An 11,694-nucleotide genomic window follows, 5' to 3' on the forward strand; every position below is an offset into this window, starting at 1 on the left:
CTGCGGCTGCCGTACGGGACGGGCGTCGCGGCCGTCGAGGAGGCGTCCGCCGGGCGGTGGCTGGAGGCGCGGATCCAGCTCACCGACCTGCGTGACCTGACGACCGCGGTCCAGCGGTTGCGTCGCCTCTTCGACCTGGACGCCGACCCGTACGCCGTCGACGAGGCGCTGGGCGCCGACCCGCGCCTGGCCCCGCTCGTGGCCGCCCGTCCCGGCCTGCGCTCGCCGGGGGCCGCCGACCCGGAGGAGTTCGCGGTGCGGGCGCTGGTGGGCACGGCGGCGGCCGGGGCGCTGGTGGAACGGTTCGGCGAGGTCCTGGACGTGCCGTGCGGCGGGCTGTGCGGCGGGCTCACCCGTCTCTTCCCGGAACCGGGCGTCCTGGCGGAGGAGTCCCGGGACCCCGCGCTCCGGGAGCTGGCCGGGGCCCTGGCCGACGGTGCGGTGCTGCTGGACGCCGGGGCCGACCGGGACGAGGCGGAGGAGGCGCTGCTGCGACTGCGGGGGACAGCGCCGGCCACCGCGGCACTGATCAGGATGCGGGCCCTGGGAGACCCGGACGTCGACCCGTACGGGACGCCCGGCACGGACCACCTGCGGCCGTGGCGCTCGTACGCCGTCCGCCACCTGCGGCGCTGAGCGGCGCGGCCTCGGGACCGCGGCTCGTCGGGGCCTCAGCGGGAGACCGGCGACGACGAGCGCCGCCCGGTGCTCGGACCGGGTCCGTTCACGCCCAGATCAGGGCGCCCAGCCACGCACCCACCGGCAGCAGGCAGCAGAAGAGGTCCACGAGCACCGAGTAGCCCGCCGTCCGCATCACCGAGCGGACGGAGGCCCGGCCCGCCCCAGGGCTGCCCAGGCGCAGCCGCTCGGCGCCGTAGACCGTACCGACGTACCCCAGGACGGCGCCGATCACCGGCACCACGAAGAAGCCCGCGACCGAGGCGAGCCCCGCGAGCATCAGCGTGCCGCGCGGCGCCCCGGACTCCTTGGGGCGGCGGGCCGGCAGCAGCGCCCTCAACGCCTGGTTCAGCAGGAGGAGGCAGGTCGTCCCGATCAGCACGCCCCAGGCCACCGGTGCCGGGTCCGTCAGCGCCCACCACAGCACGGCGGCCCACACGATCGCCTGCCCCGGCACACCCGGCACCAGCACCCCGACCAGACCGAGCAGCATCACCGCGGCGACGGCAACGAGCTGCCACACACTCATCCGACCAGCGTGCCGGAGGCCGCCCGGTCGTGCCCGCCGACGCGGGCCCGCCGGGCAGCACGCGCACGGACCGGTCAGCGGGGCGCGCGCGCCACCCAGCCCCGCTCGTACGCGTGCCAGCCCAGCTGCAACCGGGTGGAGACCCCGGTCAGCTCCATGAGCCCCTTCACCCGCCGCTGAACCGTCCGCAGCCCCAACCCCAGCTGCTTCGCCACACTCGCGTCCGTCAGCCCCGCCAGCAGCAGGGAAAGGACCTCCAGATCGATGGCGTCCGGCCCCGGGCCGCTCTCCTCCCGTACGCCGCTCCCGCCCAGCCGCAACGGCATCGCGTCCCGCCACACCGCCTCGAAGAGCCCCGTCAAAGACTCCAGCAGCCCGCTGGCGTGGACCACGAGTGCCGCCGGCTCCACCCCCGGCCCCGTCAACGGCACCATCGCCAGCGAGGCGTCGGCCACCACCAGCTTCGTCGGCACCCGGTCGACCACCCGGCACTGCTCGTCCCGCCCCAGCGCGGCGGTCAGTTCGACGATCCCGGACGGCAGCGACAGCACGTCACGCTCCACGACGACGCGGTAGGACACCCCGCGCAACGCGACCCGCTCCTCCGACTCGTTCTCGGTCCCGGTGACCGCGACCGGCTTGCCCGTGACCAGCGCGCACACCTCCGAGGCGGCCCCCAGCTGCAACTGGTGGAAGCGGTGCGCCACCGCACTGGCCCCGGTCACCACCTCGACCAGGTCGTGCACGGCGGGCTCGTCCGCCTGCGCCCGGTACTCCTCGGCCAGCAGTACGGACGCCAGCTCGGCCTGTTCCAGTTCGTGCCGCTGCTGGGTCAGCAGGGCCCCCAGGGCGACCCCGGGGGGCGCGGCCACCCACCGCTCCGCCCGGGCGGAGGACTGGGCGGCGAGCCCGTGCTGCTCCAGCCGGCGCAGGGCGCGTTCCGTGTCCACCTCGGGCAGGGCGAGCCGGCGCGCGAGATCGGAGAGTTCCGCCGCGCCCGCGGTGACGAGCGCCCGGTAGGCGGCTTCCTGTCTCCCGTCGAGACCTATCGCTGCCAGCATCTTCCGGCCCTCCCCAGTGGTGATCGCACATCGCTGCGCCCGTCGTCCGGCGTGCCGTCGTGGCGGAAACCGGCCACGGCGTAAACCCGCCGGGGCCATCATGCCCCGTACCACCTGCCCTTCTGTCAATGTGGCGCCACCGCAGCACTGCGGGCCGGAACCGTCCGCGGGGGGCCCGTGGTCGCGCTGCGAAGGCCCGCCGGGCGTTCTTCCCGTGGGGGGTGTGGACGCCCGGCGGGTCTCTGCCGAGGGGTCAATTCCCGGCGTGTTTTCCGGATGTCCCGCTTTCGTACGGCCCCTGCGGTGGAGACTGGGGGCATGAGCCAGCAGGGTGAGAAGCCCGCCGCCCATGAGGACGACTGGTGGCGCCGGCTGTACGACGAGGCGGTGCAGGACACGGGTCCTGGCAGCGCGCCCGACAGTCTCGACGGACCGTTTCGACTCCGTGTCGGACGCGGTGAGCCGGGCACCGGACGGGGGCCCGGGACCAGGCCGCGCCTCAGGCCGTGCCGCGGGCGGGCCCGCGGGCCCCGGCCCGGAGCGGGACACGGGGAAGGCGGCGGACCGGCTGGACCACCGGGGCACGGTGGCGCCGGTCCCGGACCCCCGTACGTCCGCGACGCCGCCCGCGGCGGAACCGCCCCTCCCGGAGACCGTGCCGGAGCCCCTCCCGGTGACCGGGCGGCCCCAGGTCCCGTCGCCGGCGGGACGCGCGGCGGCCGTGCCTGACGCACAGGGCCCGGGGCCGGCGGACCGCGAGGACGGCCCGGCCCGGTCGGCGCCGGAGCCGCCCCGGGGGAGCGGGGGCGCACCCTCGGCGTCCGCCGCGCCGGTGCCGCCGCCCGGCCCGGCGCGGCGTGAGACGTCGGACGGGCCCGCGCAGGAGGGCACGGGGGCCCGTTCGTCGCCGTCCGCCACCCCGGCCCCACCGCCCGCGGGCGCCGCCTGGGACCCTCGGCCGACGCCGTCCGGTCCGCCGCCGACGCCCGCGTGGCCCGTGCCGGGGCGCGTTCCGCGGGCCACCGGACCGGGGACCCCGCCCGTGCCGGAGCCGCCGCCCGTCACCGGGGCAGGGCGTGTGCCCGAGCCGCCGTCCGTGGCTGCGACACCGTCTGTGCCGGAGCCCCCGCCCGCGCCGCCGTCCGTGTCCCCGGCCCCGCTCGCGCCCGGGCGGCTCCCCGCCTCGGAGGAGCCGCTAAGGGACGCGCCGGAGCCGCCCACCGCGCCGGTCCCGTCCACCGCGCCGGTCCCGCCCACCGCGCCGGTCCCGCCCGGCCCGCGTTCCGAGGCCGCGAGCGCGAAGCCGGTGGCCGCCCGGGTGCGACGGCCGCAGGTCATCGCCGTGAGCCCCCCGTGGGAGGCGCCCGGGGTGTCGGGGACGCCTCCGGTGCCCCGTACCTTCGCCGTTCCGCTGGCGCCCGAGCCGCCCCTGGAGCCGGAGCCGTCGTCCCCGGGGGAACAGCCGTCCTCCGAGGGGTCCGCGGACGCCCCCCGGGGCGCGGCGCGACCCGTCGTCGGGTACCTCGGGGACCGGCCGCCGACCTACGACGCCGAGCCCGCCGCCCTGCCCGCCTGCGGCGTCGACGACCTCGGCGCACTCGTGCCGGACACCGTGCTCGACGGCGCCCGGTACGGCACGTACACGCTGCGGGCCGCCTCCGTACGCGGGGACTCGGCGCGCTTCCGGGGCGAACCGCGCCGGGACGCCCTGCTCACCGCGCGCTTCGGAGAAGGGGACGGCGCGCTCGTCCTGGTCGCGGTGGCCGGCGGGGCCAGGGCCGCCCGGCAGGCCCATCCGGGCGGGCCCGGGCCGCCGAGCTCGGCCTGGAGCCGTCCGCGTACACCGCCGGGCTCCGCTGCCTGCTGCTGCCGGCGGACCCCGACTGCCGCACCCGGGTCTTCTTCGGGGTCGGCGAGGGCGGTCTCTTCCGGCTGCGGGACGGCTCCTGGCAGGATCTCGAACCGCTCGTGCCCGCCCGCGCGGGGAGCCCGGAGCAGGAAGACGGCCCGGCCGGCGACCGGCTGACGACGGACCTGCGGATCACCACGCCCCCGTCCCCCTACGCGGAAGACCCGCCTCCGCCGCCCGCCGAGCCCTTCCGGTTCCGGGCCTCGGTGGCCCGGCCGGGTGACACCCTGCTGCTCTGCGGCAGCGGGCTGGCCGAACCGATGCACGGCGCCCCGGAACTCGCCGGGGAACTCGCCGACCGCTGGGCGGCCGGTGACCCGCCTGGGCTGCCCGCCTATCTCGCCGACGTCCAACTGCGCGTCAAGGGCTACGCCGACGACCGTACGGCCGCCGCCGTCTGGGAGGCGTAACCGCGCACGCCATGGGTTGATGGACACCGGAGTCCGCCCCGACGGCCCCCCGGGCCGACGTTTCGGGCTCCGGAGCCGGGACAGCCGCATGTGCACGGAGCACAGGCAGAGAGGGTGCGCACCCATGGCCAAGCAGAACGTGTCGGAACAGTTCGTCGACATTCTCGTGCGGGCAGGCGTCAAGCGGATGTACGGCGTCGTCGGCGACAGTCTCAACCCGGTGGTCGACGCCATTCGGCGTAACGCCGCGATCGACTGGATCCAGGTCCGGCACGAGGAGACCGCCGCCTTCGCCGCCGGCGCCGAGGCCCAGATCACCGGAAACCTGGCGGTCTGCGCCGGCTCCTGCGGTCCGGGCAACCTGCACCTGATCAACGGGCTCTACGACGCCCACCGTTCGATGGCTCCGGTCCTCGCCCTCGCCTCGCACATCCCTTCGAGCGAGATCGGGCTCGGCTACTTCCAGGCGACGCACCCCGAACTGCTCTTCCAGGAGTGCAGCCACTACAACGAGATGATCTCCAACCCGCAGCAGATGCCGCGGCTGCTCCAGACGGCCATCCAGCACGCCATCGGCCAGGGCGGCGTCAGTGTCGTCGCCATGCCCGGCGACATCGCGGCCCAGCCCGCCCCGGAGAAGTCCATCGAGCACGCCCTGGTGACCTCGCGGCCCTCCGTGCGGCCCGGCGACGAGGAGATCGACAAGCTCTGCCGCATGGTCGACGAGGCCGAACGGGTGACGCTCTTCTGCGGCAGCGGCACCGCCGGCGCGCACGCCGAGGTGATGGAGTTCGCCGAGCGGGTGAAGGCGCCGGTCGGGCACGCGCTGCGCGGCAAGGAGTGGATCCAGTACGACAACCCGTACGACGTCGGGATGAGCGGACTGCTCGGTTACGGCGCCGCCTACGAGGCGACCCACGAGTGCGACCTGCTCATCCTGCTGGGCACCGACTTCCCGTACAACGCGTTCCTCCCCGACGACGTGAAGATCGTGCAGGTCGACGTGCGCCCCGAGCACCTGGGCCGCAGGTCCAAGCTCGATCTGGCCGTCTGGGGGGACGTGCGGGAGACGCTGCGGTGCCTGACGCCCCGGGTGAAGGCCAAGAAGAACCGCACGTTCCTCGACCGGATGCTGAAGAAGCACGCCGACGCGCTGGAGGGCGTGGTCAAGGCCTACACCCGCAAGGTCGACAAGCACATCCCGATCCACCCGGAGTACGTGGCGTCGGTGCTCGACGAACTCGCCGACGAGGACGCCGTGTTCACGGTGGACACCGGTATGTGCAACGTGTGGGCGGCCCGCTACCTCACCCCGAACGGCAAGCGGCGCGTGATCGGTTCGTTCAGCCACGGCTCGATGGCCAACGCGCTTCCGCAGGCCATCGGGGCGCAGTTCACCGACCCGGGCCGGCAGGTGGTGTCGATGTCCGGTGACGGCGGCTTCAGCATGCTGATGGGCGACTTCCTGACCCTGGTCCAGTACGACCTGCCCGTGAAGGTCGTCCTGTTCAACAACTCCTCGCTCGGCATGGTCGAACTGGAGATGCTGGTCGCCGGCCTCCCGTCGTCCGGCACGACCAACAAGAACCCCGACTTCGCGGCGGTCGCCAGGGCGGCCGGAGCCTACGGGGTGCGGGTCGAGAAGCCGAAGCAGCTGGAGGACGCCCTCAGGGACGCCTTCAAGCACAAGGGGCCCGCGCTGGTGGACGTCGTCACCGACCCGAACGCCCTCTCCATCCCGCCGAAGATCAGCGCCGACATGGTCACCGGATTCGCGCTCTCCGCCAGCAAGATGGTGCTGGACGGGGGAGTGGGGCGGATGCTGCAGATGGCGCGGTCCAACCTGCGGAACATCCCCCGCCCCTGAGGGCCGGTCAGCACAGGCGGAGCGTCCCGGGCCCGGTCCGGACCTCGATGATCTCGACCAACTGGTCGAAGAGCGTCGGGCCGCGGCCGGCCCGGGCCTCGGCCAGTTCACGCTGGATCCGCGGCCGGCTGGTGGGATGCGCCCGGCCGAGCAGGGCCTCCAGCCGGCGGGCGGTCTCCTCGTGGCCCAGCGCGCGGGCCGATGCGGCGTGGTCGCGCCACTCGATGACGAAGGAGCCGTCGGCCGGGGTTCCGAAGCCGCCGCCCAGGCAGTCGGAGAAGGCGTCGAGGTTCCTGCCGAAATAGCCGCCCGGGCCGTTCACCGCCTCGCCGACCAGGTCCCAGAAGCGCTCCAGGCCGGTGACCTCGCCACCCTCGATCACATAGGTCACGGTCATGCGCCGAGCGTACAAGAGGGCGGGCGGGCGGCGGCCCGCGTCGCAGGTGGGGGACTGCGACGCGGGCCGGGCACGCGGGCCGCTCAGCAGCCGTGGTCGACCAGGTCGAAGGACTCGTAGTGGTCGGCGGTGTAGTAGTCCTCCTGGACCTCCTCGCCGGTCACGATCCGGCGGGCCCCACGGGTGTCGGAGCCCGGGGTGACGACGGTGTACTCGTGGTAATAGCCCGACGAGCGGCTCGGCAGGATGCCTTCCCGGTTCTGGAAGACGGTGCCGTCCTGGTCGTACGGGAACGGACCGCCCGCCTCGATGAGGTCGAGCGTGTCGTGCGCCTGGGACGGAAGGGCGGAGTAGCAGACGCTGCCGACCGCGGCCGCGGAGGGAGCGGTGACGGCCGCCGCGGTGACCGCGGGGGCGGTGGACGCCGCGGCGGTGACGGGGCCCTGGACGAAGAGGACGGACAGGAGGGCGGCTGCGCCGCCGAGCGTGGTGATCCGTGGGGGGATGCGCATACCCACCATGATGACGCGCGTAGACACCCCTCCGTCAACGGCGCCTCGTGTGAATTTTCTGGGAGTCATCCGTGGACGGATGCGTCATCTCCCGTTCGAGCGCCGGGCGTTGCGCCGGAGTGCGTTCACCTGTTGGCGGCGTGGGAAGCGTGACCGCCCGCGAGTGGGGCATGCATCCCGTGAAGGTGTTCGAGAACTGACGGGGCCGCTGACGGAACGAGGAGGGTGCACCGACGTGCGTACGGGGGACATGACGAGGCGACAGGAGGGCCCCTCGGTGCAACTGCACCGAAGACTGGGGCACGCGGACCTGCCGGCCGTGGGGGAGGCGCGTGGCGCGCTGCGGGAATTCCTGCGTCACCGCTCGGGGCCCGACGAGACCGACACCGCCGAACTGCTGCTGAGCGAGCTGGTGACGAACGCACTGATCCACACCCGCAACGGCGCCACGATCACGGTGACGTCGTCACCTGGGCGGCTGCGCGTGGAGGTGCGCGACTTCGTGACGGGGCGGGAGCCCGCACCGTACGTACCGAACGCCGACGACGGTACGCACGGACGGGGACTGCTCCTCGTGCAGAGCCTGGCGGACTCCTGGGGAGTCACGATGCAGGCCCTGGGCAAGGTGGTCTGGTTCGAGCTGACGGCTGGGACGCCCTGACGGTGCACGGGGACCTCAGCCGAACTGCTGCTCCAGGTCCTTGAGTTTCTGCTCCAGCGAGTCGAGCCGGGGCAGCGTCTGGGTGTCGTCCTCGGCGGTGAGGTCGACGGTCACGGGGTCACCGGTCGGGTGGGGCGCCGAAGTACTCCTGGAGTTCGAGCCGTTCACGGCTTGGAGGGATGGCCGGGGGCGCAGAGGCAGCTGTCCCGGCTCTGATATGGCAGGCTCCGAGACGGCCGGTGCGCCACCGCCGCCCGCGGGCCCGATGGCCTGGACGTCCACCTGGTGGCCGCCTCGCCCGCCGCGCCCCCAGGCCCGGTTCTGCCGGTTGAGGGCCTTGATCCGGGCCCGGTCCAGCTTGGCCTGGTCCTTCCGGCGGTGCCGGTCCTGTTCCCTCGTCCGGCGGTCCTCGCGTACCTCGTCGACCGCCTCGTCCAGGGTGCGTACACCCTCCAGGAGCATCAGCGACCAGGCGCCGAAGGTCTCCCGGGGTGCCCGCAGCCACCGTACGATCCGGATCTGGGGCAGCGGCCGGGGCACCAGGCCCTGCTCGCGCAGGGCTGCCCGGCGGGTCTGCTTCAGCGCGCGGTCGAAGAGCACCGCCGCCGAGAGTGACATCCCCGCGAAGAAGTGCGGGGCGCCCGCGTGGTCCATCCCGCGGGGCGCGTGCACCCAGTTGAACCAGGCGGCGGCACCGGCGAACGTCCACACCAGCAGCCGGGATCCCAGCGCCGCGTCACCGTGGCTGGCCTCGCGTACCGCGAGCACCGAACAGAACATGGCGGCACCGTCCAGCCCGAACGGTACGAGGTACTCCCATCCCCCGGAGAGGTTGAGGTTCTGCCGTCCGAAGCCGACGAGCCCGTGGAAGGAGAGGGCGGCGGCGACCGCGGCGCAGCAGAACAGCAGGACGTAGGAGGCGGTGGCGTAGAGCGCCTCCTTGCGCCTGCGGCGCTCCTCGCTGCGTTCCCAGCTGTCGTCGGCCGCGGCCTTCTCAGCGGCGCGCCTGCCGCGCGCGACCACCGTCACCGCCGCCATGACCCCCACGAGCAGTACGGCGCCCGGAAGCAGCCAGTCAAGCGATATGTCGGTCAGTCTCATGCGCGGTCCCTTGCGTCACGTAGGGCGTTTCGGGCGCCATCGTGACGGAAGGACCACCTCGTTCAGAGGTTTTCGGGACAAGTGAACGCCATCGGGGAGATGGGTGTCACCGATGGGCGGAATCTCCTCGAACGCCCGCGCGGTCAGAAGGGTTGCGTTCGAAAGGGGGTCGCCCGGACGGGCGGCATGATTCCGGGAGGGTGGCGAAGTGCCGCTCAGGGGGCGGGCGTCAGCTTCCGGACGCGGTCGGCGTCGCAGGTGCGCGGGCAGGTCACACAGGTGTCCTCGGGCCGCAGCGTGTAGAAGAGGCAGCAGCTCGCCCGGTCCCGGGTGGGGAGTGACTCGCCGTTCGGGCCGGTGAGCGTGCGGAAGCCCGCGGTGCCCACGTACGGCTTGGTGGTGCCGGGCAGCAGCAGCTCCAGCTCCGACATCGCGCGGCTCTCCTCGCCCAGCAGATGGGCGATGTACCAGAGGCTCTCGACGACCTCGTCCGTCGCCATGCCCCACAGCGCCCGCTTGCCGCGCCGTCGAGCACCGGCTCGACGTGCTCGGCGACCGCGGCCAGGACCTCCGCGCGCAGCGCCGCCTCGTCGGCGACGACCCGCGCGCCGGGCAGCTCCGCGGCCGGGTCGTCCGGCAGGCAGGAGAACTCCGGCACCCGCACCGTCATGTGGCCCATCGCCCGGTGGAACGAGACGCCCTCCGCCGGAATCCGCGGCACCCGGCGGTCCAGGAACCACGGAAGCGTCACCAGCAGGCAGGCCGGCCAGGCGTAGCGGTGCAGCCCGAAGCTGGCGACCACGTCCGGGCGGGCCCGCACGCCGTAGTCCCGGAGCACCTGGGCGTCGTCGAAGGCCAGGAAGGCGTCCAGGGCCGCGCCGCCCTCCGCGAGCTCGGCCGCGCCGACCCAGCCCTCGCCGGTCGGGGCCGCCGCGTCGTCGGCCAGTACCTCGGCGCGCAGTCCGGCGAAGACCTCGGTCAGGCGCGCGTACGCCGGCGCCACGGGGGACGGGGTGGAGGCGACGAGGAGTGCGGAGACGGCCATGCAAGGACCACCGAATCAGGATCGTTTACAGGTAAGCCTTACCTTACCCGAAATGATCGGTATTTGAACTGCGGCCTGCTCCACCTATCGTGCACAAGGGGTAGGGCCCACGCGAGCCGGGCCCGCCAGCACGAGGAGGTACCGGTGGAGCAGGGCAGCAGGCGCGAGGACGTACGGCCGTCGGCGCCGTGCGCGTCCGTGGGGGCGCCGCCGCAGGCCCTGGCGACGGCCCGGGTCCCCGAACAGGCGCGCGGCGAACACACCCACGGAGAGCCGTCCGCGCCCCGAGCGGTCCAGCGGCACTCGGTGCGCGGTCAGATCCTGGACGCCCTGCGGTCCGCCCTGATGGGCGGCGAACTGGTCCCCGGTCAGGTCTACTCCGCCCCCGCGCTCGGCGCCCGGTTCGGTGTCTCCGCCACACCGGTGCGTGAGGCGATGCAGCAGCTGGCCCAGGAGGGTGCGGTCGAGGTCGTGCCGAACCGGGGCTTCAGGGTCAGTGAACGCGGCCCCCGCGAACGCGCCGAGCTGGCCGAGGTCCGCGCGCTCGTCGAGGTCCCCGTGTGGCTGCGGCTCGCCCGTACCGTCCCGGCCGCCCGCTGGGCTCTGCTCCGCCCGCTGGCCCAGGCCACCGTCGCGGCGGCGGCGACCGGCGACCCGGCGGGCTACGCCGAGTGCGACCGGGCCTTCCACCGGGCCGTCCTCTCCCTCTCCGGCAACGCGCAGCTGGTCGCGGTCGCCGACGACCTGCACCGCCGCTCCCAGTGGCCCACGCCCGGCGGGCCCGTCGCCCGCCGGGCGGACCTGACGGCGGACGCGTCCGAGCACACCGCCCTCCTGGACGCGCTCGTCGCCCAGGACCTGACCGCCGTCCAGTCCCTGGTGCGGGGGCATGTCGCGGGCGCCGAGGGCTGATCGGTACCGGCGTCGCCGCCCCGTCCCGCGCTGGACAGGGTGTGCCTCCGGCGGCCCGGCCGGGAAGCCGGCGTGAAGGTCCAGGGGGCGTGCGTGACCAGGCGTGACCGGTATCGGCGTATGCGCGGTGCGGCGGTGGCCGCACTCGCTCTGGGGCTGGCGGGATGTTCCGCCGAAGCCCCGGGCCAGGCTCCGACGAGCGGCGTCAGCTCCTCCCCGCCGGGGGAGGGCGGCGCGTCGGTCCCGGTACCGCCCACGCCGTCGGCGGTACCGGGGTCCCCGGAGGCGTCCGCCGCGCCGGTCTCTCCGGCGGCCTCCACACCGTCGCCCGGGAGGACGGCGGGCGCCCCCGACGCGTCGCCCCGGTTCTCCCTCGCCCCTGCGAAGCCGCCCGCTCCGCCCAAGTCGCCCGTCGTCCCGCCGAGGCGGGACGACGGCGGGGCCGGTGCCCCGGCCGTGGGCGTGCCGCAGAACCCGAACCGGGGCCCGAACCCGCCGCCCGCCCCGCCCCGGCCGTCGCCGGTGCCGGAGTGGACCGACGCCGGGTGGAAGCCGGGCGATCCGGTGGACGACCGCACCTGACGGGGCGTCGGGGCGGCTGCCGTGTGCGGG

General features: G+C 74.5%; 9 protein-coding genes and 2 pseudogenes. 5 read left to right on the forward strand and 6 right to left on the reverse strand.

Annotation, left to right across the window (positions count from 1 at the left end):
- Positions 1–636: DNA-3-methyladenine glycosylase family protein (locus IH13_RS0120950; protein WP_031086681.1), on the forward strand; the 636-nt coding region annotated here is incomplete at its 5' end.
- Between the two features lie 88 nt (positions 637–724).
- Here the strand turns inward: IH13_RS0120950 and IH13_RS0120955 are convergent.
- Both IH13_RS0120955 and IH13_RS0120960 read right to left on the reverse strand, forming a co-directional pair.
- Complete coding sequence (locus IH13_RS0120955) at positions 725–1,207, reverse strand: DUF456 domain-containing protein (RefSeq protein WP_031086683.1); 483 nt, start codon at positions 1,205–1,207, stop codon at positions 725–727.
- 74 nt (positions 1,208–1,281) lie between these two features.
- Positions 1,282–2,268, reverse strand: coding sequence for a helix-turn-helix transcriptional regulator (locus IH13_RS0120960; RefSeq protein WP_031086685.1), 987 nt, complete (start codon positions 2,266–2,268; stop codon positions 1,282–1,284).
- Positions 2,269–3,265: 997 nt separating this feature from the next.
- Between IH13_RS0120960 and IH13_RS42540 the strand changes: the two are divergent.
- Both IH13_RS42540 and IH13_RS0120975 read left to right on the forward strand, forming a co-directional pair.
- Positions 3,266–4,587, forward strand: a pseudogene (locus IH13_RS42540) (hypothetical protein).
- 124 nt (positions 4,588–4,711) lie between these two features.
- Positions 4,712–6,454 carry a pyruvate dehydrogenase gene (locus IH13_RS0120975; RefSeq protein ID WP_031086687.1) on the forward strand — a complete coding sequence of 581 codons (1,743 nt, stop codon included), beginning with the start codon at positions 4,712–4,714 and terminating at the stop codon, positions 6,452–6,454.
- A gap of 7 nt (positions 6,455–6,461) precedes the next feature.
- Here IH13_RS0120975 and IH13_RS0120980 read toward each other — a convergent pair whose 3' ends face one another.
- Both IH13_RS0120980 and IH13_RS0120985 read right to left on the reverse strand, forming a co-directional pair.
- Complete coding sequence (locus IH13_RS0120980) at positions 6,462–6,851, reverse strand: barstar family protein (protein WP_031086690.1); 390 nt, start codon at positions 6,849–6,851, stop codon at positions 6,462–6,464.
- Positions 6,852–6,934: 83 nt separating this feature from the next.
- Positions 6,935–7,363 carry a ribonuclease gene (locus IH13_RS0120985; protein ID WP_031086692.1) on the reverse strand — a complete coding sequence of 143 codons (429 nt, stop codon included), beginning with the start codon at positions 7,361–7,363 and terminating at the stop codon, positions 6,935–6,937.
- 250 nt (positions 7,364–7,613) lie between these two features.
- Here IH13_RS0120985 and IH13_RS0120990 point away from each other — a divergent pair, with 250 nt between their 5' ends.
- Positions 7,614–8,024 (forward strand): ATP-binding protein, encoded by a 411-nt coding sequence (locus IH13_RS0120990; protein ID WP_082317658.1) that lies wholly within the window; start codon positions 7,614–7,616, stop codon positions 8,022–8,024.
- A 15-nt stretch (positions 8,025–8,039) separates the two neighbouring features.
- Here the strand turns inward: IH13_RS0120990 and IH13_RS0120995 are convergent, their stop codons facing one another.
- Both IH13_RS0120995 and IH13_RS38010 read right to left on the reverse strand, forming a co-directional pair.
- A complete protein-coding gene (locus IH13_RS0120995; protein ID WP_031086696.1) occupies positions 8,040–9,125 on the reverse strand; it encodes a DUF2637 domain-containing protein in 1,086 nt (361 codons plus the stop codon).
- 215 nt (positions 9,126–9,340) lie between these two features.
- Positions 9,341–10,170 (reverse strand): annotated as a pseudogene (locus IH13_RS38010) ((2Fe-2S)-binding protein).
- A gap of 144 nt (positions 10,171–10,314) precedes the next feature.
- On the opposite strand from IH13_RS38010, the gene IH13_RS0121005 reads away from it, so the two are divergent.
- Complete coding sequence (locus tag IH13_RS0121005; RefSeq protein ID WP_031086697.1) at positions 10,315–11,082, forward strand: GntR family transcriptional regulator; 768 nt, start codon at positions 10,315–10,317, stop codon at positions 11,080–11,082.
- The last annotated feature ends 612 nt before the right edge of the window (positions 11,083–11,694 follow it).

Origin of the sequence: Streptomyces sp. NRRL WC-3549, from assembly GCF_000721935.1 — a bacterium.
Lineage (GTDB): Bacteria > Actinomycetota > Actinomycetes > Streptomycetales > Streptomycetaceae > Streptomyces.

Bases quoted from the DNA above. Each gene is read 5' to 3' on its own strand.
- IH13_RS0120975 (WP_031086687.1), top strand. From the start codon at position 4,712: ATGGCCAAGCAGAACGTGTCGGAACAGTTCGTCGACATTCTCGTGCGG.
- IH13_RS0120980 (WP_031086690.1), bottom strand. From the start codon at position 6,851: ATGACCGTGACCTATGTGATCGAGGGTGGCGAGGTCACCGGCCTGGAG.
- IH13_RS0120955 (WP_031086683.1), bottom strand. From the start codon at position 1,207: ATGAGTGTGTGGCAGCTCGTTGCCGTCGCCGCGGTGATGCTGCTCGGT.
- IH13_RS0120985 (WP_031086692.1), bottom strand. From the start codon at position 7,363: ATGCGCATCCCCCCACGGATCACCACGCTCGGCGGCGCAGCCGCCCTC.
- IH13_RS0120990 (WP_082317658.1), top strand. From the start codon at position 7,614: ATGACGAGGCGACAGGAGGGCCCCTCGGTGCAACTGCACCGAAGACTG.
- IH13_RS0120995 (WP_031086696.1), bottom strand. From the start codon at position 9,125: ATGAGACTGACCGACATATCGCTTGACTGGCTGCTTCCGGGCGCCGTA.
- IH13_RS0120960 (WP_031086685.1), bottom strand. From the start codon at position 2,268: ATGCTGGCAGCGATAGGTCTCGACGGGAGACAGGAAGCCGCCTACCGG.